Source organism: Glycomyces rhizosphaerae, from assembly GCF_042647865.1.
Classification (GTDB): domain Bacteria; phylum Actinomycetota; class Actinomycetes; order Mycobacteriales; family Micromonosporaceae; genus Glycomyces; species Glycomyces rhizosphaerae.
In genome coordinates this window covers 255,630-278,786 of sequence record NZ_JBHRWO010000010.1, presented here as the reverse complement: position 1 = coordinate 278,786, position 23,157 = coordinate 255,630, and the positions used below count along the sequence as shown (strand labels likewise).

At 69.9% G+C, this 23,157-nt stretch carries 25 protein-coding genes; 19 read left to right on the top strand and 6 right to left on the bottom strand.

Annotated features, from left to right (window positions below):
- Nucleotides 1–20: 20 nt before the first annotated feature.
- Genes tsaE through tsaD form a run of 4 tightly spaced genes read left to right on the top strand, consistent with a single transcriptional unit; the run spans nucleotide 21 to nucleotide 2,701 of the window.
- Nucleotides 21–497 carry a tRNA (adenosine(37)-N6)-threonylcarbamoyltransferase complex ATPase subunit type 1 TsaE gene (gene tsaE / locus ACFO8M_RS10950; RefSeq protein ID WP_387974623.1) on the top strand — a complete coding sequence of 159 codons (477 nt, stop codon included), beginning with the start codon at nucleotides 21–23 and terminating at the stop codon, nucleotides 495–497.
- Complete coding sequence (gene tsaB, locus ACFO8M_RS10945; RefSeq protein WP_387974620.1) at nucleotides 494–1,198, top strand: tRNA (adenosine(37)-N6)-threonylcarbamoyltransferase complex dimerization subunit type 1 TsaB; 705 nt, start codon at nucleotides 494–496, stop codon at nucleotides 1,196–1,198. Before tsaE ends, tsaB begins: the two co-directional genes overlap by 4 nt.
- 4 nt (nucleotides 1,199–1,202) lie before the next feature.
- A complete protein-coding gene (rimI, locus tag ACFO8M_RS10940; protein ID WP_387974617.1) occupies nucleotides 1,203–1,646 on the top strand; it encodes a ribosomal protein S18-alanine N-acetyltransferase in 444 nt (147 codons plus the stop codon).
- Nucleotides 1,643–2,701 carry a tRNA (adenosine(37)-N6)-threonylcarbamoyltransferase complex transferase subunit TsaD gene (gene tsaD, locus ACFO8M_RS10935; RefSeq protein WP_387974614.1) on the top strand — a complete coding sequence of 353 codons (1,059 nt, stop codon included), beginning with the start codon at nucleotides 1,643–1,645 and terminating at the stop codon, nucleotides 2,699–2,701. Before rimI ends, tsaD begins: the two co-directional genes overlap by 4 nt.
- A gap of 4 nt (nucleotides 2,702–2,705) precedes the next feature.
- Here tsaD and ACFO8M_RS10930 read toward each other — a convergent pair whose 3' ends face one another.
- On the bottom strand, nucleotides 2,706–3,113 hold the full coding sequence (locus ACFO8M_RS10930; protein ID WP_387974611.1) for a DUF6463 family protein: 408 nt from the start codon (nucleotides 3,111–3,113) through the stop codon (nucleotides 2,706–2,708).
- A 59-nt stretch (nucleotides 3,114–3,172) separates the two neighbouring features.
- On the opposite strand from ACFO8M_RS10930, the gene ACFO8M_RS10925 reads away from it, so the two are divergent.
- A complete protein-coding gene (locus tag ACFO8M_RS10925) occupies nucleotides 3,173–3,766 on the top strand; it encodes a TetR/AcrR family transcriptional regulator (protein WP_387974608.1) in 594 nt (197 codons plus the stop codon).
- On the opposite strand, the gene ACFO8M_RS10920 is transcribed toward ACFO8M_RS10925, so the two are convergent.
- Entirely contained in the window at nucleotides 3,756–4,922 is a 1,167-nt protein-coding gene (locus ACFO8M_RS10920) for a Cmx/CmrA family chloramphenicol efflux MFS transporter (protein ID WP_387974606.1), read from the bottom strand. The two genes, ACFO8M_RS10925 and ACFO8M_RS10920, sit on opposite strands and share 11 nt — an antisense overlap.
- Nucleotides 4,923–5,137: 215 nt before the next feature.
- On the opposite strand from ACFO8M_RS10920, the gene ACFO8M_RS10915 reads away from it, so the two are divergent.
- From ACFO8M_RS10915 to ACFO8M_RS10870, 10 genes are all read left to right on the top strand, one after another.
- Nucleotides 5,138–5,758, top strand: a complete 621-nt coding sequence (locus tag ACFO8M_RS10915; protein WP_387976330.1) for a mycothiol transferase — start codon at nucleotides 5,138–5,140, stop codon at nucleotides 5,756–5,758.
- Between the two features lie 11 nt (nucleotides 5,759–5,769).
- Nucleotides 5,770–6,756, top strand: a complete 987-nt coding sequence (locus ACFO8M_RS10910) for a phosphotransferase (RefSeq protein WP_387974603.1) — start codon at nucleotides 5,770–5,772, stop codon at nucleotides 6,754–6,756.
- Between the two features lie 39 nt (nucleotides 6,757–6,795).
- Nucleotides 6,796–8,250: a serine hydrolase domain-containing protein gene (locus tag ACFO8M_RS10905; RefSeq protein ID WP_387974600.1), complete on the top strand. Its 1,455-nt coding sequence runs from the start codon at nucleotides 6,796–6,798 to the stop codon at nucleotides 8,248–8,250.
- The gene (locus ACFO8M_RS10900) at nucleotides 8,247–9,233 is read left to right on the top strand and encodes a sensor histidine kinase (protein ID WP_387974598.1); all 987 of its coding nucleotides are present in this window, start codon (nucleotides 8,247–8,249) and stop codon (nucleotides 9,231–9,233) included. The genes ACFO8M_RS10905 and ACFO8M_RS10900 overlap by 4 nt, the downstream gene beginning before the upstream one ends.
- Nucleotides 9,230–9,883: a response regulator gene (locus ACFO8M_RS10895; RefSeq protein WP_387974595.1), complete on the top strand. Its 654-nt coding sequence runs from the start codon at nucleotides 9,230–9,232 to the stop codon at nucleotides 9,881–9,883. Before ACFO8M_RS10900 ends, ACFO8M_RS10895 begins: the two co-directional genes overlap by 4 nt.
- Nucleotides 9,884–9,994: 111 nt before the next feature.
- Complete coding sequence (locus ACFO8M_RS10890) at nucleotides 9,995–10,495, top strand: hypothetical protein (protein WP_387974593.1); 501 nt, start codon at nucleotides 9,995–9,997, stop codon at nucleotides 10,493–10,495.
- A gap of 83 nt (nucleotides 10,496–10,578) precedes the next feature.
- Nucleotides 10,579–11,058, top strand: a complete 480-nt coding sequence (locus ACFO8M_RS10885; protein ID WP_387974590.1) for an NUDIX domain-containing protein — start codon at nucleotides 10,579–10,581, stop codon at nucleotides 11,056–11,058.
- Between the two features lie 403 nt (nucleotides 11,059–11,461).
- The gene (locus ACFO8M_RS10880) at nucleotides 11,462–12,700 is read left to right on the top strand and encodes a PP2C family protein-serine/threonine phosphatase (RefSeq protein ID WP_387974587.1); all 1,239 of its coding nucleotides are present in this window, start codon (nucleotides 11,462–11,464) and stop codon (nucleotides 12,698–12,700) included.
- Between the two features lie 105 nt (nucleotides 12,701–12,805).
- A complete protein-coding gene (locus tag ACFO8M_RS10875) occupies nucleotides 12,806–13,834 on the top strand; it encodes an endonuclease/exonuclease/phosphatase family protein (protein WP_387974584.1) in 1,029 nt (342 codons plus the stop codon).
- 96 nt (nucleotides 13,835–13,930) lie between these two features.
- Nucleotides 13,931–14,497: a dihydrofolate reductase family protein gene (locus tag ACFO8M_RS10870; protein ID WP_387974581.1), complete on the top strand. Its 567-nt coding sequence runs from the start codon at nucleotides 13,931–13,933 to the stop codon at nucleotides 14,495–14,497.
- Between the two features lie 45 nt (nucleotides 14,498–14,542).
- On the opposite strand, the gene ACFO8M_RS10865 is transcribed toward ACFO8M_RS10870, so the two are convergent.
- The 3 genes from ACFO8M_RS10865 to ACFO8M_RS10855 all read right to left on the bottom strand — a co-directional run bounded on the left by ACFO8M_RS10865 (nucleotide 14,543) and on the right by ACFO8M_RS10855 (nucleotide 17,329).
- Entirely contained in the window at nucleotides 14,543–15,088 is a 546-nt protein-coding gene (locus tag ACFO8M_RS10865; RefSeq protein WP_387974578.1) for a GNAT family N-acetyltransferase, read from the bottom strand.
- Between the two features lie 87 nt (nucleotides 15,089–15,175).
- Complete coding sequence (locus ACFO8M_RS10860; protein ID WP_387974575.1) at nucleotides 15,176–16,156, bottom strand: S66 peptidase family protein; 981 nt, start codon at nucleotides 16,154–16,156, stop codon at nucleotides 15,176–15,178.
- 84 nt (nucleotides 16,157–16,240) lie between these two features.
- Nucleotides 16,241–17,329, bottom strand: coding sequence for a hypothetical protein (locus tag ACFO8M_RS10855; protein ID WP_387974572.1), 1,089 nt, complete (start codon nucleotides 17,327–17,329; stop codon nucleotides 16,241–16,243).
- A 96-nt stretch (nucleotides 17,330–17,425) separates the two neighbouring features.
- Here ACFO8M_RS10855 and ACFO8M_RS10850 point away from each other — a divergent pair, with 96 nt between their 5' ends.
- The 3 genes from ACFO8M_RS10850 to ACFO8M_RS10840 all read left to right on the top strand — a co-directional run bounded on the left by ACFO8M_RS10850 (nucleotide 17,426) and on the right by ACFO8M_RS10840 (nucleotide 22,003).
- Nucleotides 17,426–18,004: a histidine phosphatase family protein gene (locus ACFO8M_RS10850; protein WP_387974569.1), complete on the top strand. Its 579-nt coding sequence runs from the start codon at nucleotides 17,426–17,428 to the stop codon at nucleotides 18,002–18,004.
- A 340-nt stretch (nucleotides 18,005–18,344) separates the two neighbouring features.
- Nucleotides 18,345–20,627: a glycoside hydrolase domain-containing protein gene (locus ACFO8M_RS10845; protein ID WP_387974567.1), complete on the top strand. Its 2,283-nt coding sequence runs from the start codon at nucleotides 18,345–18,347 to the stop codon at nucleotides 20,625–20,627.
- Between the two features lie 50 nt (nucleotides 20,628–20,677).
- On the top strand, nucleotides 20,678–22,003 hold the full coding sequence (locus ACFO8M_RS10840; RefSeq protein WP_387976328.1) for a glycosyltransferase: 1,326 nt from the start codon (nucleotides 20,678–20,680) through the stop codon (nucleotides 22,001–22,003).
- Here ACFO8M_RS10840 and ACFO8M_RS10835 read toward each other — a convergent pair.
- On the bottom strand, nucleotides 21,996–22,655 hold the full coding sequence (locus ACFO8M_RS10835; RefSeq protein ID WP_387974564.1) for a class I SAM-dependent methyltransferase: 660 nt from the start codon (nucleotides 22,653–22,655) through the stop codon (nucleotides 21,996–21,998). The genes ACFO8M_RS10840 and ACFO8M_RS10835 overlap by 8 nt on opposite strands.
- 176 nt (nucleotides 22,656–22,831) lie before the next feature.
- Between ACFO8M_RS10835 and ACFO8M_RS10830 the strand changes: the two genes are divergently transcribed.
- Nucleotides 22,832–23,083 carry a hypothetical protein gene (locus ACFO8M_RS10830; protein WP_387974561.1) on the top strand — a complete coding sequence of 84 codons (252 nt, stop codon included), beginning with the start codon at nucleotides 22,832–22,834 and terminating at the stop codon, nucleotides 23,081–23,083.
- Nucleotides 23,084–23,157 lie beyond the last annotated feature (74 nt).

The window sequence follows — 23,157 nt, the reverse complement described above, 5'->3', positions numbered from 1 at the left end:
TCCACTTGGAGGAGTGAAACGTGAGGCTCCAGCTCCATACGGCCGCAGACACCCACGATTTCGGGCTGCGCCTGGCCGCGGTCCTTCGCGCGGGTGACCTCGTGATCCTCACCGGCCCGCTCGGGGCCGGGAAGACCGCCCTCACGCAGGGCATCGGCGCCGGCCTCGGTGTGGAGGGGCGCATTACGAGCCCCACGTTCGTGATCGCCCGCTCGCACCGCGCGGGCACGGCCGGGGTGCCGCTGGTCCACGTCGACGCCTACCGGCTGGAGACCCTGGACGAGCTCGACGACCTCGACCTGGACACCGATGTCGACGCGGCCGTGACCGTGGTCGAGTGGGGTGCGGGTCTGGCGGAGCGGCTCGCGGAGTCGCACTTGGAGATCGCGATCGAGCGCCGTTCCGATGAGACCCGCGTGGCGGTGCTGCACGGGCGCGGCGGCGACTGGGCCGAGCGGCTCGCTTCGCTCGAAACCCCGGTCGGTGCAGCCGCATGAGGGTCCTCGCACTCGACACGTCCACGTCCGCGGTGCAGGCCGCGCTGGTCGACCTGGACGACGACGAACTGTTCTTGACCGCGTTCCGCCGCGAGGTGGACGCGCGCGGGCATGTGGAGAAGCTCGCCCCGTTCGTCGAAGGCTGCCTCGCCGACGCCGGCCGCACGAAGTCGGAGATCGACGCGGTCGTCTCGGGTGTCGGGCCGGGCCCGTTCACGGGTCTGCGCGTGGGGATGGTCACGGCGGCGGCGTTCGCCGACGGTGCCGGGATTCCCGTCTACGGGGTCTGCTCGCTCGACGGGATCGGCGCGAACACGAGGGGCCGGGCCCTCGCGGCCACGGACGCGCGCCGCAAGGAGATCTACTGGGCCGTCTACGAAGACGGAGTGCGCGAAGGCGAACCGCAGGTGTGCAAGCCCGCGGATCTGCCCGAGACCGGTGCCGACTACGCGATCGGCGAGGGCGCGAGCAAGTACGCGGCCGAGCTGCCGATGGACGCCGAGACCGCCCCGATCTACCCGGACCTGGTGAAACTCGTCGAGCTCGCCGCTCCGCGCCTGCTCGCGGGCGCCCCGACGGAGAAGCTCACCCCGCTGTACCTGCGCCGTCCCGACGCGCAACCCGCAGCTCCCGCCAGCGCCAATTTATGGCTCGCAAGCGTCGCCAAGAGGCTGCACCCGACCCGGCGTGGTACAGCTTGATGCGATGAACGAGTTGCGGATCGACCGGCTGCGCTGGTGGCACCTGCCCGCCGTCGCCGAGATGGAGGTCGCGATCTTCGGGCCCGAGGCCTGGAGCGAGGGCCTGCTGTGGACCGAGCTGTCGGCGGGGCACGACTACCGCGCGGTCTTCGAGGGCGAGCGGATCCTCGGCTACGCGGGCACGGCCTTGAGCGACAACGAGATGTGGCTCAACAACATCGCCGTCGACGCGGGCGCCCGCCGCCGCGGCGTCGCGCGCATGCTCATGGACGATCTGATCGCGCGCGCGAAGGCGCACGGCGCGAAGGCCCTGTACCTGGAGGTCGCGGTCGACAACGTCCCGGCCCAGCGCCTGTACGACCGGTACGGTTTCGTGGGGCTAGGGGTGCGCAAGAACTACTACCAGCACACCGGCACGGATGCCGCCGTGATGAGGATGGAATTGTGAAGACCGAACCTGTAGTGATGGGTATCGAGACCTCGTGCGACGAGACCGGTGTCGGGATCGTGCGCGGCCACGAGCTGCTGGCCGACGCCGTGGCCTCGTCGGTCGACGAGCACGCCCGCTTCGGCGGCGTCGTGCCCGAGGTCGCCAGCCGCGCGCACCTCGAAGCGATGGTGCCCACGGTGCAGCGGGCCCTGGACGACGCCGGGCTCACCCTCGCCGACCTCGACGGCATCGCCGTCACCGCCGGTCCCGGCCTCGCCGGGGCGCTCATGGTCGGCGTCGGCGCGGCGAAGGCCTACTCGATCGCCACCGGCGTCCCGCTCTACGGCGTCAACCACCTCAGCGCGCACATCGCGGTGGACACCTTGGAGAACGGGCCGATCCCCGAACCGGCGATCGGCCTGCTCGTCTCCGGCGGCCACTCCTCGATCATGATGGTCGAGGACCTGGCGAGCAAGGTCACCCAGTTGGGCGCGAGCATCGACGACGCCGCGGGCGAGGCCTTCGACAAGGTCGCGCGCCTCCTCGGCCTGCCCTTCCCCGGCGGCCCGTACATCGACAAGGCCGCCAAGGAGGGCGACCGCGCGTTCGTGCAGTTCCCGCGCGGCCTCTCCGCCGCGAAGGACATGGAGCGCCACCGCTACGACTTCTCCTTCTCCGGGTTGAAGACCGCCGTCGCCCGCTGGATCGAAGCCCAAAAGGCCGAAGGCAACAACGTCCCGGTGAACGACGTGGCCGCCGCGTTCCAGGAGGCCGTCTGCGACGTCCTCACCCGCAAGGCCATCCTCGCCGCGAAAGAGCACGGCGTCGGCACGATCCTCCTCGGCGGCGGCGTCGCGGCCAACTCCCGACTGCGCACTCTCGCGATGGAACGCGCCGTCGACGCCGGCATCACGCTGCGATACCCGCGGCCGAAGCTGTGCACCGACAACGGCGCCATGGTCGCCGCCCTCGGCTCCCACCTCGTCGCCGCCGGTGTCGCCCCGTCCCGCATCGACTTCCCCGCGAACTCGTCAATGGACGTGGAAGTCGTGAGCCTGGCCGACCGGCTGTAGCCGTTCAGCTCGACAGGACCGGTTCGGGAGCCGCCGCGCGCTCGGCGCGGCGGACACCGACGAGGTAGAGAACCGATCCGACCACCGCCAGGATCCACGGCGAGGGCAGCAGGATCACGGTGTTGACCACCGCCCAGGCGAGGATCGCCCAGCCGAGGAAGCCGGGCGGCACGATGCCGCGGCGGTGCATCCACAGCACCGTGAACCCGAGCACCAGCAGTGGCACGCCGAAGCCGCCGACGCTGAGCCAGTAGGCGGCCATGCTCGGGCTCATCTCGATGACGCCCTCGTCGGGCCGCCACAGGTCGCCGCTGAACCACGACGCGGCGTGGCTCGGGGCGACCAGCACGAGGCTGAGCACCGTGTGTCCGATGCCGAGGAAGACGAAGATCCGTCCGGCCCATTTGATCATGACGACTCCTAATTACGGAACTGGTAGTTTCAATACTCTTGGTTCCGTATCCTAGGGCCATGTCGGAACCGAAGCAACCCGTGGGCCGCCCCCGCGACAGCCAGATCGATCACGCCATCGCCAGCGCCACAAGGGCACTCCTGGTCGAACGCGGCTACGCGAAGCTCACCGTCGACGCGGTCGCCTCGCGGGCGGGGATCGGGAAGGCCGCGATCTACCGGCGGTTCGCGACCAAGCAGGAGATGATCTTCGCGGCCACCGTGCACGACATGGAGGAGCAGCCGCCGCCGGACTCGGGTTCGCTGCGCGGGGATCTGGCCGCCATCTGCGACATCATCGCCGAGCAGCTCTCTACCGCGCCTCCCGATGTGCTGCACGGGCTTCTGGCCGACATCCACGGGGACCAGGCGCTCGGGGCCCGGTTCTCCGGTTCGTTCATCGAGCGCGAGCGGTTCGTCATCGACACGGTGCTCTCGCGTGCGGTGGAACGCGGCGAGCTCGCGGCGAAGCCCGACACGGCGATCGTCCATGCGCTGCTGCTCGGGCCGATCTTCTACTGGATCCTGATCCTCATCGGCGACCACGGGGCGCTGCCGGACCTGAGCCGGACCGTCGCCGGCATGGTCGCCGATACGTTGACCGCTAGCGTGTGAACGCCGGTTCTCTTGCGGCGCCGGCGAACACGCGCCTGCCCGCAATGGCGGGGAGCACTGCCGCCGCGACCAGGGCCGCGCTCGCCCAGATCGGGCCGACGGCCCCGGTGCCCAGTGCCCACCCGGCGGCGACCGGGCCGGCCGCGGCCCCGACGTTCAGGGCTGCCGTGGCGTAGGAACCGGCCATGGTCGGGGCGTCGGCGGCTTCGTAGAGGACCCTGGCGATGAGCGTGCTGCCGACCGCGAACGCCAACGCGCCCTGCGTGAACGCAAGCGCGAGGAGGACTACCGGGTTCGCGGCCCACAGGCCCAGGGCGCACCAGCCGAGGAGCAGGAGCGGCCCCGCGACGGCGATGACCGTGCCGGGGTTGCGATCGGAGAGGCGACCGGCCGCTGTGACACCGGCGAACGAGCCGATGCCGAAGAGCACCAGGACGATCGGGATCCACAGCGTCCCGAGGCCTGCGGGACCGGTGACGACGGGTGCGATGTACGTGAAGGCCCCGAACGTGGCCGCGTTCACCAAGGCGCCCAAGCCCATCACCAGGAGCAATCGGGGTCGGCGCAGGACGCCGAGTTCGGTCCGGAGCAGTGGACCTGAGGCTGCGGGTCGGGCTCGGGGGAGGCCGCGGAGCACGCCGAGGGCCGCGGGCAGGCACAGCAGCGCGACCGCCCAGAACGTGGCGCGCCAGCCGAGGAACGCGCCGAGCAGCGCCCCGCCGGGCACTCCGGCGATGGTGGCGATCGTCGTGCCGCCCAAGAGGACCGACAGTGCCCGGCCCTTCCGGTCGGGGGCGACGAGTCCGGCCGTCGCGGTGAGGGCGACCGCGAGGAAGCCCGCGTTCGCGAGCGCCGCGAGGATCCGCGTCCCGAACAGGACCCCGAAGCTCCCGGTGATCGCGCCGGCGACGTGCGCGGCCAGGAACAGGCCGAGGAAGACGAGCAGGCTCGAACGCGGCGGCCAGCGCCTGGCGAGTGCCGCGATGAGCGGCGCGCCCGCGACCATGCCGACCGCGAACGCCGAGGTGAGCAGGCCTGCGGTGGCGACGGGGACGCCGAGGTCGGCGGCGAGGTCCGGCAGGAGGCCGGCGAGCATGAATTCGGAAGTGCCCATGGCGAAGACGGCCAGGGCGAGCAGGTGGACGGGAAGCGGCATCGGGTGACTCCGAGGTGTCGAGCGGTCGGTTGGGACGTCTCGTCACCGCGGCCAGCGGCCCCGGGAATTGCCTGGTGGCTTAGGGGGCTGGCGGGTGACCGGCAGCCCCTGCCGTGTCCGATTCCGGATTCACCATGCCCGCACCCTATGCCTGCGGGCTCGGCGGTTGCAACGCATTTGGCGTGGATGTCGGGGGCGGGGTCTACGGTGTCGGCATGAGTGACGATTACTGGTGGGAGCCGCCGTTGGCGGGGACCGACGAAGCGCACTTGGTCGGTGCGCTCGACCGTTTGCGGGTGACGTTCCGCTGGAAGGCCGACGGGCTGGATTCGGCGGGGTTGAACACGCGCATCGGCGCGTCCGCGTTGACGTTGGGCGGCCTGCTGAAACACCTGGCGCGCGTTGAGGACACGACCTTCGCGTGGAAGCTGCGGGGCGAGTCCCCGGGTGAGCCTTGGGTTTCCGCGCCGCTCGACGATTCGGATGCATGGGAGTTCAGTTCGTGCGCCGATGACTCGCCCGAGTACCTGTACGACCTGTGGGACGGCGCGGTCGCGCGCTCCCGCGAGCGTCTCGCCGCGCTCCTGGAAGACGGTGGTCTCGACCAGCCCGCGCATCTGGAATGGCCCGGGAGGGGTCACCTCAGCGTCCGTAGGGTCGTCTTCGACCTGGTCGAGGAGTACGGGCGCCACACCGGCCACGCCGACCTGCTTCGCGAGGCCGTCGACGGCCGCGTGGGCGAGGACCCGCCGGGCGGATGGCGTCCCGTGAGCGGTTCGAACGCTTTATCGGCCGGCAGTCCGCTTAACCGTTTGCCCTGGGGGTCGCCTCCCTGAATGCTGTTCCCATGACCGGCAACCAGATCTGGCCGAACGGCGAGCTTCGGCTCGACCTCCCCGCGTTCCTGGCGCGCTTCGGTCTCGAGGCCCGCGGCGAACCCGAGCCCCTGGTCGGCGGCGAGGACAACATCAACGCGCGCGTCGCGACCGACCGAGGCGACGTGGTCGTCCGTGAGTACGTCCAGTCCCCTCTCGCCAAGGTCGGGGCCGAACTGGCGCTGGTCGCGCACCTTTCGCGCGGCGGCTTCCCGACCCCGGCCCCGTTCACCGCCGACAACGGTGAACCCGCAGTGCTGGTCGGCGGGAAGCCGATCGCGGTGTTCCCCTTCGCCTCCGGCGAGGTCCCGCCCGCGATGACCGCCGACCTCGCCGAGCAGAGCGGCGCCCTCCTGGCCCGCATGCACACGGCGACCATCGGACGGACCGACGACCGGATTCCGGTGTTCGACCGCCTCGGCATCCTCGAACAGGCCGCGCACAGCGACGTGGCGCTCGACGGAGCCGAGCGGTGGCGGGAGGAGACGCGCACGTTCCTCGACCGGCACGCCGAGGCTCTCGCGCTCCTCGCCGAACAGCCCTCGGGCCCGCTCCATCACGACCTGCACCGGCAGAACCTCCTGGTCGAGGACGGCGAAGTGACGGCCGTGCTCGACTTCGACGAGCTCAACCACGGCCCGCTCATCCTCGACCTCGCCCGCCTCTTCCACTATGCGGCCCTTGAACAGCCGGACCGGCGACTCCCGGTCGCCATCGCCGAAGCCGCCGTGGCGGGCTACCAGCAGGCGCGGCCGTTGTCGGCGACCGAACTCGAGCTCCTCCCGGTCGCCTTCGACCTGGCCGGCATCGTCGACGCGGCCGGATTCATCCTGTGGGCAGCGCCCTGCCTGGGCATCGACCGCGTCGACGACTGCCACAGCTGGCTTGCCCACCTCGCCAACCGAGACGTGCTCCGCGAGCCACCCCTGACTTTCGTCAGGGGTATGTCCGGCAATTAGACCGAGGCCGCGGGCCTGCGCGATCCATACCGTTGACGCATGCACCCGAACGCACCGAACCGGCCCCGATGGATCAGACGCATTGCCGCCGCGGCACTGGCCGCGACCGCCGCCGTGACGCTCGCGGTCCCGGGAGCCGCCGCCGCGCCCGCGACCGACCTGACCCCGGCATCGATCGACGCGTACATGACCGATCTCCGCGAAGCCACGGGCGTGCCCGGCATCTCGGTCGTCGTGACCCACGGCGACCAGATCGTCCACGCCGCCGGATACGGCCACGACTCGAACGGGGACGAGCTCACCGAGGACAGCCCGATGCGCGTCGCCTCCGTCTCGAAATCGTTCACCGCCATGGCCGTCATGATCCTCGCCGAAGAAGGCGCGATCGCCCTCGACGAACCCGTCGCCGACCAGCTCCCCGGCTTCGCGATGGCCGACCCTCGCGCCGGCGAGGTCACCGTCCGCCAACTCGTGAACCAGACCTCCGGGTTCTCGGACACCACGATCGACGTCGTCGAACTCGAAGACGCCATCTCCCTCGAGGACTACGTCGCCCGCATGGCGGACGACTCGCTCGCCGCCGACCCCGGCACCGACTGGGAGTACGCCAATCCCAACTTCAACGTCGCGGCCCGCCTCGTCGAAGTGGCGAGCGGCCGGTCCTTCGCCGACTTCATGGAAGAGCGGGTCTTCGCTCCGCTCGGCATGGAGCACAGCGCCACCCGAGACGAGACAGTCCGACCCGCCCTCGGCTACAACAACCTCTTCGGCCTCTGGCTCCCCCGCGAAGAAGCCCCCGGATTCCTCGACGACTCCGGCTCGGGAGGCATCATCACCAGCGCCGCCGACATGGGGCAGTGGCTCATCACCCAGAACGGCCAAGGCACGCAACTGGTCTCCGAAGCGGGCCTGACGGCGATGCACACCCCCTCCGAAGTCCAGGACTACGGCATGGGCTGGAGCGTCGAGGCCGACGGCACGCTCGTGCACTCCGGCAACCTCATGACCTACAACGCCGTCGAACGGATCGACCCCGAAACCGGCTACGGCATCGCGGTCTTGACCAACGGCGCCGGCATGGCCGACGCGACCTATACGGCCATGGAAGGCCTCGCAGCCATGGCCGCAGGCGAGGCACCCGCCGACCCGAGCGGCGACCAGTTGGCGCAGTTCGCCCTGGCCGCCCTCACCGCGATCGCCATCGCCTTGGGCGTCATCGGCATCGCACGCTCGCGCCGCTGGGCGAGCAAGCGTGCGGGCCAGCCGGCCTGGCGCATCGGGCTCCGCTTCATCCCCGTCCTGCTCCCGGCAGTCGTGTTCCTGGCCTACCCGTCCCTGGTCTCGCTCATCTCGAACGGACGCACGGTCACCTGGCCGTCGGTCTTCTACTTCGCGCTGCCGCTCACCCTCATGCTGCTCGTCGCGGCGCTGTCCGGGACGGTGACGGCGATCGCGCGGCTGCTTCGGCTCCGATCGGTAGGCTCGGCCGCATGAGAAACGGGGCGCTGCTGGCGGTCATCGCGCTGGCCGGACTTGTCGACGGCGTGGCGACATTCGCGCTGCCGATGTCGCGGCAGGCGCTCCTCATCGTGGTGGCCGCCGCGGCGTACCTCCACGGATGGCGCCTGGCGGACCGCTACGGCCGGTGGATCCTGGGATCCGTCGCGGCCCTGGGAGTCCTGCTCGGGCTCGCCACCGACCGCGACCCGTTCACGATCCTGCTCACCTTCGGCTCGTTCGTGGTGCTGCCCTGGCTGATCGGCCGGTTCAGGCGGCAGCAGGCCGAACTGATCGCCGCCTCGGCCGACCGCGTCACCCGGCTCGAACGCGAACGCGAACTCGTGGCCGGGCGGGCCAGGGCCCAGGAACGGGCCCGTATCGCCACCGACATGCACGATTCGCTCGGCCACGAACTGGCCCTGATCGCTCTTCGCGCCGGCGCGCTCGAACTGTCCCCGGACCAGTCCGACGCGAACCGCGAAGCGGCCGCCGCGTTGCGCCGCAACGCGGTCGACGCCACCGACCGGCTCCGCCAGACCATCGGCATCCTCCGCGACGGCCCGGCCCCGGCAGTGCCGCTCGACGAATCCATCGAGGCTCTGGTCGGACGCGCCGCCGAAGCCGGCATGCGGGTCACCTTGGAAACCGACGCCGTGCCGCTCCCGCCCTTGGCGGCCAAGACCGTGCACCGGGTGGTCCAGGAGGCCTTGACCAACGCCGCCAGATACGCCCCCGGTGCAGCGGCGCAGGTCCGCATCGAAGTCGCCGACGCGATCGCCCATGTGTCAGTGCGCAACAGCGGCAGGCGCATCGAGATCCCGTCAGGCAAGGGCAGCGGCCTGGTGGGCTTGGAGGAACGAGTCCGGCTGCTGGGCGGCGTCTTCACGGCGGGACCGTTCGAAGGCGGCTTCGAAGTCAAGGCCGAAGTCCCGCTGGAAACCGCCAAAATCGACGTGACCTGGCAGGTAGCCCCATGATCCGCGTACTGCTCGCCGACGACGAGACGATGATCCGAGCCGGAGTCGCGGCCATCCTCGCCACCGACCCCGAGATCGAAGTGGTCGCCGAAGCGGGCGACGGCGCCGAGGCCGTGGCACTCGCCCGCGCGCACCGCCCGGACGTGGCGTTGCTCGACATTCGCATGCCGAAAATGGACGGACTGGCCGCCGCCGCCGAACTCCGCAACGCCATGCCCGAGGTAGCGGTCATCATGCTCACGACCTTCGACGAGGACGCCTATGTCTCCCAAGCGCTCTCGCAAGGCGCGAGCGGCTTCATGCTGAAGGCCGCCGACCCGAGGGAACTCATCATCGGCGTGAAAGCCGCCGCCGACGGCGCGGCCTACCTCTCCCCGAGGATCGCCCAACGGGTGATCACCCAACTCAACGGCGGCAGACTCGAACGGGTCGCCCCGGCCCGGGAACGCATCAAAGCGCTCACACCGAGAGAACGAGCGGTCCTGGCCCTCATAGGGAAAGGAGAATCGAACCACGACATCGCCAAGCAGCTCCACATCTCCGAAGGCACCGTCAAGGGCCACGTGAGCACCATCCTCATCCGCCTCGAAGCCAAGAACCGAGTCCAAGCGGCGATCACCGCCTACGAAGCGGGCCTGGTAGCCGACTGAACCGGCGCCCGCGAAAGCGCGCTCGCGACCCGATTTCGCGAGCAGGTTCGACGCACGCTCCAGCCCAGGTGAGCGGGACCGGTCCCGCTCATCGGTGCCTACCCTCAGCCCATGTCCACCAAGAACCTGCGCACATGGCGCGCTCCGGCCGCAGCCGTCCTGCTCGCCGCCCTCGCCATGACCGGCTGCGCCGCCGACGCCGATGACGGCGCCGAAGACAAGCCCGACACCAGCACCGCCGACGCCGCCACTTCGGAGGAACCGCCCCCGTCGGCCGCGGACGGCACCGACTACTCGAACTGCAGCACCCATTGCGAGGTCGAGGTCGAAACCGGCACCGTCTTCGAGTTCGAGGCGTTCACGCTGACCGTGACCGAAGTGACCGAGGGCGGCATTGAAGTCTCCAGGGATGACGGGGACGGCAGCACCGGAAGCAGCTCGATGTCAGGCGGCTACTGCATCACCTATCTGACCAACAACAGTTCCGGAGGTAGCTGCTACGGCATCATCGAAGGCGAGCCGCCGGCACCCACCCCCGCAGCAGGTGAACTCGCCCTCGAACTCCTCGGCACGACCGACGGGACGGCGATCGTCCGCCTCACCTGGGGATAGCAGCCACTGCGGCCAGGCGCGCCTCAAGAGGTCCTGCGTAGCGGTCACCCTATGAACCTCGCCGCCGCACTAGGGTCGATGCCATGTCGCGCAACGAATGGCTACCGCCCGAGCAGTGGGTCGACCGTCTCCCGAAGAACATCGCCGCCGCTTGCGCGCTGTTCACCGATCCGACCGGCCGCGTACTCCTCGTCAAGCCGAACTACCGCGGCCACTGGCTCTTCGTCGGCGGGATGCTCGATGAAGGCGAAACACCCGAGCAGGCCTGTCGACGCGAGGTCAAGGAGGAAATCGGCCTCGACGTGGAATTCGGTCGTCTCCTGCTGGTCAACTGGACGCCGCCAATGCCGGAGAGGCCGCTGCCCCTGATCGTGTTCATCTTCGACGGCGGCGTCATCGAACCCGACCAGATCCGGTTGGACCCCGGTGAGCTCGACGAATACCGCTTCCTCGAACCCGACCAGGCGCTGCCGCTGCTGTCCGTCAACGAGCAGAAGCGGATGACGGTCGCGCTTGAAGCCCGACGAACCGGCGCCACCCGGTACCTGTCCGGCGGGAACTGACCAATTTCGGCCTCCTGGCTAGATCGGGTGTGCCGGGGAGCTCCGGGCCTGCCCGCGACCGAAACGACAAGCGCTGACCGCCCGTCAGCTCGCCGAAGCGCGATCGAATCCCGCCACAGCCCCCGCCACTCTTCAAGCCCGTCCGACTGCAACCCGCACTCCCCCGCCCCTTCGTCCCGCGAACATCCTGCACGAACCGGTTGAGGAGCGTCAAGGGGTCCGGGACGGCTGCTCCGACCACACGGTCCTGCGCTTCCCGGCCTGCGGCCTGGGCGAAACCGCTGCTCCGGGGCGGGAGTGGACGATACCGTGAACGTTGCTTCCCGGACCGGTACGTCGACCGGCGGCACGGCGGGATCTGGAGTGCGAACACGTCGCACGCAGGGCGCAAAGGCGGTTGGAGATGGCGGACCCCGATTACGCCGCATTGTTCGATGCGGCGCCGAGCCCGTACCTGGTGCTGGGCCCGGACCTGGTGATCGCGGGAGTCAACCGGGCCTATCTGGAGGCCACCGGCCGCACTCGGGAGGACCTGCTCGGGCAGCACGTGTTCGAGGCCTTCCCCGACAACACCGCCGATCCCGCCGCCGACGGGGTGCGGAACCTCAGGGCCTCACTGCACCGGGTCCTGCAGACCGGGGAACGCGACTCGATGGCGCTGCAGAAGTACGACATCCCCATCGCGAACCGGCCCGGGGCTTTCGAGGAACGCTGGTGGTCGCCGATCAACACGCCGATCCTCGCCCCTGACGGCACCGTCGAGTGGATCATCCACCGCGTCGAGGACGTGACCGAGTTCGTCGAGTCCCACCCCTCCATCGACGGGTTGCCGCTCAAGGAGCTGACCGCCACGGAGGCATTGGAAGCCGAACTGTTCGCGCGGGCCCGTGAGCTGCAGCGCCTCAACGAGGAGCTGCGGCTCGCCCACCAGCGCGAGCGCCAAGTGGGCCTCACCCTGCAGGAGGCCATGCTGCAGGTGCCCGACCTGGAGCACCACGACAACGTCACGGTGCGCTACCTGCCCGCCATCGAGTCGATGCACGTGTGCGGTGACTGGTACGACCTGGTCGACCTGCCGGGCGACCGCTTCGCGGTGGCGGTCGGCGACGTCGTCGGCCATGGCCTGGAAGCCGCCGCCGTCATGGGCATGCTGCGCAGTGCGCTGAGCGCCGCCATCCGCGCCCTGGAGCGGCCCGCCCAAGCCCTGGAGGTCTTGAGCCTGTACGCCCGCTCGATCGAGAGCGCCCTGAACACCACGGTCTTCAAAGCGATGGTGGATCCCCGCAGCAGCCTGATCATCTACAGCAACTCGGGGCATCCGCCGCCGGTCCTGGTCCACCCGGACGGCAGCTATGAACTGCTGAACCGGGCCGCAGACCCGCCGCTGGGCTCCCGACCCCAGCACGTCCCCTGCTCGCAGGCGGGGCAGTCCTACACCGCCGGCGACAAGCTCGTGCTCTACACCGACGGGCTCATCGAACGCCGAGGCGAGGACATCGACGCGGGACTGGCCCGCTTGGGGGAGGCCCTGGCCCGCCACTGCGAACACGACCCCGAGCGCCTGGCCGACGAGGTGCTGGCGGATCTCGGTGTGGCAAGCGGCGCAAGGGACGACATCGCCTTGATGATCGTCCGGTTGTGACCCCCGCCGGCATGGCGCCATGCCCTGCCCGGCTTCACATCGGGTCGGCCGCAACGCGAAATGGCCTGGGCCGCCGGTGGACGGGGCACTGTACGCTCCCGGCGCATGAGTGATGCGACCGTGATGTTGAAGGCCGTAGACCGGGACGGCTCCCCGAAGCGGCGGCCCTGGTACCGGTGGCGGTGGCTTCGGGTCCTGTCGTGGATCGGCACGGCCGGCGTGGTCGTGTACGGGGCGATTCGACTCCTCGGGCTGGAGACCGGGTTCCTCCTGGTCACGACCGTGGCGTTCGTTCCCTATTTCGTGGTCGCCGCGCTCGTCGGGGCGGGGTTGCAGGCGGCCATCCGGCACTGGCTCGCCGCGGGGGTCACCGCGGCCATGGCGGTCGGGTTGGCGATCGTGCTGGTGCCCCGGTTCGTCGCGGACGACCAGCCGGCGGCAGGCGGTGCGGAGCTCACGGTCATGTCCGTCAACCTGTACGTGGGCAACGCGAATTTCGACCACATCATGGACCTGGTCGAGGAGCACCAGCCTGACCTCCTCAGCGTTCAGGAGCTGACCCCGGGCGCTCCCGATGCGTTCACCGAGCGGGGCCTCGACGAGATCATGCCCTACACGATCCTCGAACCCGACGACCTGGCGATCGGGACCGGGCTGTACTCGCGGTATCCCCTGGAGCGCATCGAGACCGTCGGGCGCGACGCCATCTTCTACCAGATCGCCGCCGAGATCGACATGCCCGACGGGACGGACGTCCGCTTCATGGCCGCCCACCCCGCCGCTCCCGCGTCAGCGGAGCGGATCCCCTTGTGGGAAGAGGACTTCGAGCAGCTGCCGCGCCCGGACGGCGGCCTGCCGTGGGTGCTCGCCGGGGACTTCAACGCCACGCTCGACCACGAGAACATGCGCGAACTGCTCGACTCCGGGTACACGGACGCCGCCGAAGCCACCGGTGAAGGACTCGACGCCACCTGGCAGCCGACCGAGGGGTACCTGAACGGCCTCGTCAAGATCCCGGCCGTCACCCTCGACCACGTCATCGCCGAGGAGAGCATCGAAGTGCTCGACTGGGAAGTCCTCGAAAAGGACGGCAGCGACCACGCGCCGGTCGTGGCCCGCCTGCGACTGCCCTGATACTCGAAAGGATTTTCGGGCTTGCGATGAATCCCGCCGGGCTGCCTCGTCATAGTGAGTAGAAGCAGCAAGGTTCACTACTGGAAGGCCAGCAACATGCGCAAGCTCATCGTCACCGCGTTCGTCTCCGTCGACGGCGTCATGGAGGCTCCCGGCGGGGAACCCGGCTACCGCAACTCCGGTTGGACCTTCAAGGACATCGAGTTCCTGCCCGAGGCCTACGACATCAAGACCCGAGAGCAGGAAGAGGCCGGCGCGCTGCTGCTGGGCCGGAAGTCGTACGAGGCCTTCGCGCCCGTGTGGCCCGGCATGGTCGAGGAGTTCGCCGGGTACAACGCGATGCCCCGCTACGTCGTGTCCACGACGCTGCAGGAGCAGGACGAGCGCTGGCCCGCCACGATCCTCCGCTCGATCGACGACGTCGCGGCGCTGAAGGAGACCGAAGGCGGCCCCATCTCGGTGCACGGCAGCGCCACCCTCGGGCAGAGCCTCGCCGACGCCGGGCTCGTCGACCGCTACCACCTGCTGGTCTTCCCCAAGCTCCTCGGTGCAGGGAAGCGCCTGTTCAGCACCGCCGACAAGGACGCCCAGATCCTGGACCTCGTCGAGCACGAGGTCTACAAGAACGGCATCCAGATGCAGGTCTTCGACGTCGTCAAGTAGTCGCGAGTCACTGGGCCGGAAGCGATTCCGGCCCAAAAGGCTGTCTCAGGCCGAGTCGTCGGTGCTGTGATCCTTCGGAAGCGTCAGCCGCGCGCAGGGCAGTGAGGCGCCGCTGATCTCGGTGGTCTTGCGCTCGCCGTCGGGCACGAAGCCGTACCGCTCGTAGAAGCGCCGGCTGACCGCGTTCCCCTCGAGCTCCCACAGCCGGATCGGCAGCAGGCCCCGCTCGGTGAGCCAGCGTTCGCCCTCGCGCATGAGCGCGCGGCCCGCGCCGCGGCTCCAATGGTCGGGGTGCACGTAGATCAGCCGCACTTCGCCGGGGGTTCCGGGCCCGGCCTCGTCTTCGTCGGCTTCTGAATGGTCCCAAGTGAAGACGGCGAAGCCGATGACGTACGGGCCCTTCTCCGCCACGAGCGTGAGTTCGAGCGGGCGGTGTTCGGCGAGGTGGCGCACGTACCGCTCGGAGGCCTCTTCGGGGAGCCCTGCGAGCACTTCGGCGTCGACCAGGCCGGCATAGGCCGCACGCCATGCTGCGGTGCGGACTTGAACCATCTCATCGGCGTCTGCGGGGGTTGCCGTTCGGATCCTCATGTCTACCAACCGTGCCCGAAGGTCCACAAGAAAGCAACCACTTACACGCCGTGAATTGCCGGAGCAACCCGTTTGTGCAAGAAACGTCTAGTCGACGGGCGACTCCAGGAGTCGCAGGGTGCGGTCGGTGGCGTCCACCTCGGCCAGGGTGCCTATGGGCATAGGCAGGTTGGGGCCGGTATGTCCGAAGTCGACACCCGCAAGGACCGGGAAGTCATAGTCGCCCAAGACGTCGAGCACGATGTCCTTCACCGTCAATGGCCCGAACGGGGACTCCTCGGGGAGTTCCACGTCCAAGGGGATGCCGACGACCATCGCGCCGACGCGGTCGAAGACGCCTTGCATCCGCAGCACGTGCAGCTGGTTCCAGACATGGCCGAGGTTGCGGCCCACGTCCTCCCAGAAGTAGACCGCGCCGTCCCAGGTCTCGGGGGCGAGCGCGTAGGGAGAGGCCTGGACGTTGATGAGGCGATCGAGCAGGCCGCCGACGAGGCGGCCGGTGGCCCGGCCGGGTTTCCATGTCTCCCAGATGTTGTCGGCCGGGAGGCTCACCTCTTCGAGTTTGCCGGTGAGGAGGTCGCGGTAGAGGTCGCGCAGCTGCGCGCGGCGTTCCGGGTTCGTGTCCTGCCAGGTGCCGCCGAGCCCGGGTCCGGCGATGTCGGCGTGGAAGCCGACCAGGCCGGTCTGGGAGTGGAGGGCGAGGTGGAGGGCGGTGATGTCGCTGTAGCCGAGGAGCGGCTTGGGGTCGCGGCGGACGGCGTCGTAGTCGATGCGGTCCAGGTAGGCGGTGGTGGCGTTGCCGCCGGTGAAGGAGATGACGGCTCGCACCTCGGGGTCGGCCAGGAGCGCGTTGAGCTCGGCGGCCTGGACATGGGGCGTGGCGGCCCGCCAGTGGTGGTGCTTGCCGGATTCGACCAGCATGGTGCGGCGGACGCGGAAGCCCATGGCCTCGAGCTCGGCGGCGCCCGCTTCGAGCATGTCGCGGCGTTCGGGGAGCGCAGGGCCCGACAGACCCGCGATCGCGATCGTGTCGCCGGGGTGCAGTCGCTTGGGCCGCAAGGGTTCCATGGTTTCCGCCTCCAAGGGTTCGTGGCCGGGGCCGCCCACAGCCTACGGCTGGGGCGACCCCGGTGCAATGCCTGTGTGCAAGCGTTATCGCAGCGGCAGGGCGGGCTCCTGGGCGGCCTCAAGGGTCTCGTGCGAGCCGTCGAGGGCGGGGGCGTTGCGGGCCTTGCGGATCGTGAGCGCGATCCCGGCGACCGCGACGAGGATCGAGGCCGCGAACCCGGCCAGCGTCGCCGCATCGGGGGCGACGAAGGACTGGCCGCGCACGGCCTGCACCACCGTGGTCGCGAAGATCCCCAGGTAGCCGAGTGAGAGCCAGCGGACGATCGCGGCGCGGACGCGCTCGTCGCGAAGCCAGGCCCGGCGGACCGCGACGAAGCCCAGCAGCATCGCGACGCCGATGAGGACCTGGATGCCGTGCAGGCCGATGAAGTGCGGGACGCGCATGTCGCCGCCGGTGGTCGACCAGCCGGTGAGGAACATGCCGTTGCCGTCCAGGTCGCCGACGCCGTGCCCGGCGTTGAGGACGACCTCGTTCCCGTTGGCGTCCACCGCGGTGCGCTCGCCCTGGCCGCCGACGGTGACGATGAAGAACGCGGCGAACATGCCCAGGCTCGACAGGAGCAGGCCCCAGCGGACGACCGCCGTGACCGCCTTGTCGCCGATCCGCTGGAACAGCACGATCACGGCGATGACCAGGTTCGCCAGGAACATGACCGGCACGAACTGGAACGCCAGCTGCACGACCTGGTTGAACGGGTCCTCGGAGGTGTTGAAGTGGCTGTAGGTGCCCGCGGCCGCCGCCGCGACGATCACGCCGACCTCGGCCGCGCTGATCACGGCGAAGAGCGTGCCGAACGCCCAGCCGGTGCGCCGCAGCTTCGTCATGTGCGACAGGAGCCAGGCGAGGCTCAGGCAGTAGGCGGCGAAGGAGAAGCCGAACTTGAAGGCTTTGATCCACACGCTTTCGCCGTGAATGAGGCGGTCGTCGAAGGGGATCGCGAGGAGCGAGGCGAGGGCGACGACGCCGCAGGCGATGCCGAGGACGACCAGGGGGCGGTGCCAGCGGCGCCCGCCCGAGGTGAGGGCCAGACCGGAGGCGGCGGCGCGCTCGACGATCGAGGCGCGGCGGTGGCGGGCGGTGCTGACCTGGGCGGTCACGGGGGTCTTTTCCATGAGTCCGACGCTATTGCGGTTCGGGTTGCGCCACATTGACGTTGGCCACCGAATAAAGGGTGGGGCCTGCCTTACCCGCGGCGATACGCTGCGGCGATGGGAATCGTATACGTGGTGCAGCACGGAGAGAAGCAGCGGAACCCGGGGGACCCGGGCCTGACGGTGCTGGGACGGGCGCAGGCGCTGCTGACCGCGAAGCGGTTGCGCGCAGTGGACTTCACGGGGGTGTACGCGAGCCCGCTGCGGCGGGCTCGGGAGACCGCGGAGGCGCTGGCGTCGCTCTGCGGGTTGCCGGTGCTCGTCGATGAGCGGCTGACTGAGCGGATGAACTGGGACGGGAGCGTGCCGTTCGAGCGGTTCGCGGGGGACTGGGAGCGGACGAACGCGGACCGGGATTTCGTTCCGGCCGTGGGCGACTCGTCGCGGGCCGCCGGTGAGCGGTTCCGAGAGTTCTTGACGGAGCGCGAGACGGACGGGCCGATCGCGGTGGCCTGCCACGGCGGAGTGACCGTGGACCTGCTGCGGACCCTGCTCGGCGACGAGGCGGTGCCGGAGGCGCTGCTGCGAGAGGGCGTGCCCTCGGGCGCGATCACGACCATCGACGGGCTGCGGCCGGTGGCGATCGCGGAGACGGGCCACCTGGCGGGCTTGGCGACGGGGCACCGGCCGGGATAACCGCTGGTGGGGGGTGGTGTGCGCAAGCTTGTGGCCCGGGCCGTTACGGACCATCCCCATCCCCCACCCACCCAACAGGGGAAGCGACTGTAGGGCCCAGCGTGGCAGGGGGGTCCGACAAGAATCGGGCCGGATCGGGGCCCACGGCCGAAATGTCACCCGGAAGGGCACCTGTGGCGACGGTGTCTCGCGATAGCAGGCAGCGAGCGCGTGGGAGGCGGTGCGGTGCCGTGCGTCGGGTGTCCTCTTCGATCATGTTTCGGCTTGCGCAGCGGCGAACATTAGACGAAGTGCGCGCTAACGCTTGCGAGTTCATTGTCTCGTAACGAGGATGTGACGCATGGCATCTAATCTCAGTCGCATCTTGGACAGCGTTGACCCGTTCATCGGCACCGAACCTGCCGATCTGCCCGCGGCACAGGGGCTGGCCGCAACCTGGTGGTGGCCGAAAGCCCAGGTGGGGAACACCCACCCCGGCGCCTGCCACCCCCTCGGCATGGTCTCCGCCTGCGCCTGCTCCGGTGCCTACCCCACCGGTTACGGCCGCTACGGCATCTCCACCGAAGGCGTCCCCGCGCCCGTCTACGACGATTACCTCGCCAGCGGCTTCACCCACTTCCAGCAGTCCGGCACCGGCGCGATCCGCAAGTACTACAACTACTTCCGCGTCACCCCCATGATCGAACCCCTCGACATCCTCGGCACCCGCTGGAAACTGCGCGACGAGATCGCCGAACCCGGCTACTACGCCGCGACCCTCGAGAACGGCATCCGCTGCGAGCTCACCGTCGGCGAGAAGACCGCCGTCCACCGCTACACCTTCCCCGAGGCGTCCTCAGCCCGCGTCGTCCTCGACTTCTCCTACGGCGGCCTCGCCATCGAGCACGGCACCACCGTCCCCCTCCGCGCCGGCCTCGAAAGCCTCGGCCAGGGCTGCGCCCAGGGCACCGTGGTCATGGAAGGCATACCGCTGTCGGTCTACATCGACTCGGACACGCCGAAAGCCTGGCGACAACTCGTCTGGTACGACCGCCGCCGCGTCGACGGCGGCACCCGCCTCGACTTCGACTACATCCGCCGCACCACCTTGCGCCCCTTCGGCCTCATGTTCATGGGCCCGGCCCGCGCCGGCACCACGGTCGAACTCCGCATGGGCTTCTCCATGCGCGGCACCGACCAGGCCCGGCGCAACCTCGAGCAGTCCCTGCCCGGCGACTTCGAGCACGGCTTCGAACGCGTCCGCGCGCAGACCCACGAAGCCTGGAACGGCTACTTCTCCCAGGTCGAGGTCGACGGCGGCACCCCCGAACGCCGCACCGTGTTCGCCACGAGCCTCTACCACTCGCTCATCAAGCCCTGCTTCGCCGAAGACGAAAGCCCCTTCTGGCCCTCCAAGGGCCCCTTCGTCTTCGACATCGCGACCATGTGGGACATGTACAAGACCCAGTTCCCGCTGCTCACCGCCCTCGACCCCGCCAAGGGCGCCGCCATGGCCGAATCCCTCGTGCGCATAGCCGAAGAAGAAGGCAACCTCCCCATCGGCTACCGCATGGCCCGCGGCTCCGACCGGTTCTTCCGCCAGGCCTCGGCCCTCGCCCACACCGTGCTCGCCGACGGCTACCAGCTCGGACTCGAAGGCCTCGAATGGGACTGGGCCCTCGTCCACATGCAGGACGACCTGCGCCGCGGCTACGGCGAGGACTTCGCCGTACGGGGCATCGTCCACCCGGTCAGCCACACCCTCGACCTCGCCTCCGGCTACTGGTGCACCGCGATCATCGCCCGCGGCCTCGGCGACCACCGGCTCGCCGACGAACTCGAGACCAAGGCCCGCCTGTGGATCAACGCGTTCGGGCAGGACGGGCTCCTGCGCGACTCCAGCTTCTACGAGGGCGGGCGCTGGAACTACTCGTTCCGGCTCCTGCACGACATGGCCTCCCGCATCGAACTCGCCGGCGGCGACAAGGAGTTCACCGCGATCCTCGACCGCTTCTTCGGCTACGGCGCCGAACCGGTCACCCAGCTCGGCGTCCCGCCCTTCGGCCCCGAATTCGCCATCGGCCAGGACCTCAACCGCTTCGAAGGCCTCAACAACGAACCCGACATGGAGGCCCCCTGGGCCTACCACTACGCCGGGCGCCCCGACCGCACCGCCGAGATCGTCCACGCCGCCCTCGCCTACCAGTTCGGGACCGGCCGCGGCGGCCTCCCCGGCAACGACGACTCCGGGGCCCTGTCCTCCTGGTACGTGTGGGCCTCGCTGGGGCTATTCCCCGTCGCCGGCCAGAACCTGTTCCTGGTCAACGCGCCCGCGTTCGGCGCCGCCAACCTCCGCTTCGGCGGCAACGACTTCGAGCTCGTGACAACCGGCCATGCCGAGTCCGGCATCGGCGCGGACGCCGCAGGCTCGAAACCGCAGTACGTCCAGTCGGCCCGCTTCAACGGCAAGCCCCTGGACCACGGGTTCATCACCGGCAACCAGCTGCACGGCGGCGGGAGGCTGGAGATCGAGCTCGGCCCCGAACCGTCCGACTGGGCGACGAAGACGCGCCCGCCGTCCGCCTCCGACCGGCCCGAGTCCGCCCGGGGCGGCGGGGCCCGACTCCAGGAGTTCCTACCGTGACCCAGCAGCCTCGCGGCCCGCAGCAGCGTCATCGCCAGCAGCACAGCCGGATCGAGCAGCACCCGGACGTCGAGTACGACGGACGCCCGCAGCGGCGCCTCGTCATCGTCGTCCGCGCCGACCCGGTCATCTGCGGCCACGCCACCGAGGCGCGCGGCCTCGCCGAAGTCGCCCTCACCCGCGGCTTCGACGACGTGCGCATCGTGACCTGGCCGATCGAGGCGCTGCAGGCCGCGGGGCTCCCGCTCAAACCACTCGACGAACTCCTGCCCTACTCCGAGGGCATCACCGTCGAGCGGCCTGCGCCCGTGGGGGACTACCGCGTCCCCACCGGCCGCCACCTCCTCGGCCTCGCCGGACGCCTCTTCGAGCTGTTCACCGACGGCGTGCCCACCGTGTGCATGTCCATGTACCTCACCCCGCACGCGAACGCGGTCGTCGAGGCCCTCCGGTCCGTGCGCGCCTCCGGGCTCGACGCCGACGTCACCACCATCGCCGAAGCCGTCGGCTCCGACATCACCAACGTCGTGCGCTCCTGCATCGCCGACGGCGCGCTCGGCGCGGCCGCGTCCCTGTTCACGACCTACCTCGCGCACGACCGCTGCGTCGCCGTCTCCGCCTACACCAGGGACCTCATCCTCGAATCGGCCGTGCAGGTCGACCTCGCCTGCGGCACCCGCTTCGCCGACGAGGTCGCCGCCCGCGTTCAGATCTCCTACCCGGCCATCGACGCCGCCGCCTACACGAACCTCGATCCATCCGCAGTGGACGATGCGCTGGCCGCGCGCGGCCTCACCCGCGACGGCTACGTCCTCTTCCTCTCCCGCGTCGCCGCCGCCAAAGGCGCCGACGACCTCATCGCCGCCTACCGCGCCTCGCGCGCCTCCCAGACCCACCGCCTCGTCATCGCCGGCAACGGCCCCGCCCACGCCGAGACCCGCGCCATCGCCGGCGACGACCCGAACATCCTCTTCCTCACCGACGTCACCGATGAGGAGAAGCCCCTGCTCATGAACGGCTGCGCCGCATACGCCCTGCCGTCCAAACCCCGCCCCGAATTCGTCGAGACCTTCGGCATCGCCCTCGCCGAGAAGATGCTCGCCGGCGGCGGCCCCGTCATCACCACCCGTACCGGCGGCATCCCCGAAGCCGTGGGGGACACCGCGATCGAGGTGCCGCACTCCGACCCGGCGGCGCTGGCCGCCGCGATCGACCGGGCGCTCGCGATGGGCCCGGACGAGCGCGCGGCCGCCGCAGAGCGGGCCCGCGACTACGCGATGCGCTTCGACCGCGCCGCGGTCTTCGACAACCTCTTCACCGGGCTGCTCGACGACCCGGCCGGGCTGCCGGTCGACGCCCACGTCACCATCAGCTGACCGGCGAGGACGGCTTGCGGTAGATCAACACCGCGGTCTCGAACGACCGTCCGGTCTCGGGCGGCGCCTCGACAAGCCGCGCCTGCTCTACGAGCCCGGCCCCGCGCAGCAGCGCCGCGATCCGCTCCACCGATAGCCGCCAAGCCGGGGCCACCTTGTGGTCGAACTCCCAGCCCAGCTCTGCATCGTCCAGCGACGCAAAGAACTCCAGGTAGAGGTACCCACCGGGGGCCAGGACCCGATGGAACTCCGCGAACGCCGCCGGAAGCTCCTGCGGCGGCAGGTGGATCACCGACATGCGCGAGACCGCGCCGCCGAGGGACTCGTCCGGCAGGTCGAGCTCGGGCAGCGCGCCCTCCGCGAACTCGACTCCCGGAGTCTCCCGACGCGCGATCGCGAGCATTCCGGGCACCGGGTCGATTCCGAACACGTCGAGGCCGAGTCGGTGCAGCAGCGCGGTCACCCGGCCCGGCCCGCAGCCGATATCGGCCACCCGCCCAGACCCGCCCGCCTGCACCAGCTCGGCGAAGACCGTGAGCATCGCCCGATCGAACGGGTTGTTCCGCATCGTCTCGCGGAAGGTCTCGGCGTACTCCTCCGCCACCGCGTCGTAAGCGGATCGCGTGGCCCCCAATGAAACAGCGTCACTCATGCCTCCGCACACTACCCGGACCCGGGCACCGCTCGACCTGCGAGAACGCGCCGAGCCCAAAGGTCCGCAAAAAACTTTCGGATTCGGGGCAACCTTCGGGCTGCCCGCGGCAACTGCATGACGGTGCGACAACCCGGCTCCGTCGCACCCACCAACCACATTTTGGAAAGGGCGTCATGTCCTCACCGAATAGCAGGCGCAGGAACCGCACGGTGATCGCGGCAGCGGTCGCCGTCGCGGCGGGCGCGGCAGGGATCGGCCTCAGCTCGCGCACCGTTTCGGTCGCGAACAGCTGGGACTCGGGGGTGAGCGTCCCGTCGTTCAAGTCGACCGACGCGAAGCGGCCCACCGCGGCCCGCAGCTCCGGCGGCAAGCTCCCGGCGGTCTCGTTCCTGACGACGGTTCGACCGCGATCGGCGCAACGATGACGTACCTGTAGACGACCACAGGTGCACGAAAGGGCTTTCCTGCCATGGACAGCACTCTTTTAAGGACAGGCGGG

What these genes read in the sequence shown, in the direction of transcription:
- tsaB (WP_387974620.1), top strand. Translation starts at nt 494, where the DNA reads ATGAGGGTCCTCGCACTCGACACGTCCACGTCCGCGGTGCAGGCCGCG.
- rimI (WP_387974617.1), top strand. Translation starts at nt 1,203, where the DNA reads ATGAACGAGTTGCGGATCGACCGGCTGCGCTGGTGGCACCTGCCCGCC.
- ACFO8M_RS10930 (WP_387974611.1), bottom strand. Translation starts at nt 3,113, where the DNA reads ATGATCAAATGGGCCGGACGGATCTTCGTCTTCCTCGGCATCGGACAC.
- ACFO8M_RS10925 (WP_387974608.1), top strand. Translation starts at nt 3,173, where the DNA reads ATGTCGGAACCGAAGCAACCCGTGGGCCGCCCCCGCGACAGCCAGATC.
- ACFO8M_RS10920 (WP_387974606.1), bottom strand. Translation starts at nt 4,922, where the DNA reads ATGCCGCTTCCCGTCCACCTGCTCGCCCTGGCCGTCTTCGCCATGGGC.
- ACFO8M_RS10915 (WP_387976330.1), top strand. Translation starts at nt 5,138, where the DNA reads ATGAGTGACGATTACTGGTGGGAGCCGCCGTTGGCGGGGACCGACGAA.
- ACFO8M_RS10910 (WP_387974603.1), top strand. Translation starts at nt 5,770, where the DNA reads ATGACCGGCAACCAGATCTGGCCGAACGGCGAGCTTCGGCTCGACCTC.
- ACFO8M_RS10905 (WP_387974600.1), top strand. Translation starts at nt 6,796, where the DNA reads ATGCACCCGAACGCACCGAACCGGCCCCGATGGATCAGACGCATTGCC.
- ACFO8M_RS10900 (WP_387974598.1), top strand. Translation starts at nt 8,247, where the DNA reads ATGAGAAACGGGGCGCTGCTGGCGGTCATCGCGCTGGCCGGACTTGTC.
- ACFO8M_RS10895 (WP_387974595.1), top strand. Translation starts at nt 9,230, where the DNA reads ATGATCCGCGTACTGCTCGCCGACGACGAGACGATGATCCGAGCCGGA.
- ACFO8M_RS10890 (WP_387974593.1), top strand. Translation starts at nt 9,995, where the DNA reads ATGTCCACCAAGAACCTGCGCACATGGCGCGCTCCGGCCGCAGCCGTC.
- ACFO8M_RS10885 (WP_387974590.1), top strand. Translation starts at nt 10,579, where the DNA reads ATGTCGCGCAACGAATGGCTACCGCCCGAGCAGTGGGTCGACCGTCTC.
- ACFO8M_RS10880 (WP_387974587.1), top strand. Translation starts at nt 11,462, where the DNA reads ATGGCGGACCCCGATTACGCCGCATTGTTCGATGCGGCGCCGAGCCCG.
- ACFO8M_RS10875 (WP_387974584.1), top strand. Translation starts at nt 12,806, where the DNA reads ATGAGTGATGCGACCGTGATGTTGAAGGCCGTAGACCGGGACGGCTCC.
- ACFO8M_RS10870 (WP_387974581.1), top strand. Translation starts at nt 13,931, where the DNA reads ATGCGCAAGCTCATCGTCACCGCGTTCGTCTCCGTCGACGGCGTCATG.
- ACFO8M_RS10865 (WP_387974578.1), bottom strand. Translation starts at nt 15,088, where the DNA reads ATGAGGATCCGAACGGCAACCCCCGCAGACGCCGATGAGATGGTTCAA.
- ACFO8M_RS10860 (WP_387974575.1), bottom strand. Translation starts at nt 16,156, where the DNA reads ATGGAACCCTTGCGGCCCAAGCGACTGCACCCCGGCGACACGATCGCG.
- ACFO8M_RS10855 (WP_387974572.1), bottom strand. Translation starts at nt 17,329, where the DNA reads ATGGAAAAGACCCCCGTGACCGCCCAGGTCAGCACCGCCCGCCACCGC.
- ACFO8M_RS10850 (WP_387974569.1), top strand. Translation starts at nt 17,426, where the DNA reads ATGGGAATCGTATACGTGGTGCAGCACGGAGAGAAGCAGCGGAACCCG.
- ACFO8M_RS10845 (WP_387974567.1), top strand. Translation starts at nt 18,345, where the DNA reads ATGGCATCTAATCTCAGTCGCATCTTGGACAGCGTTGACCCGTTCATC.
- ACFO8M_RS10835 (WP_387974564.1), bottom strand. Translation starts at nt 22,655, where the DNA reads ATGAGTGACGCTGTTTCATTGGGGGCCACGCGATCCGCTTACGACGCG.
- ACFO8M_RS10830 (WP_387974561.1), top strand. Translation starts at nt 22,832, where the DNA reads ATGTCCTCACCGAATAGCAGGCGCAGGAACCGCACGGTGATCGCGGCA.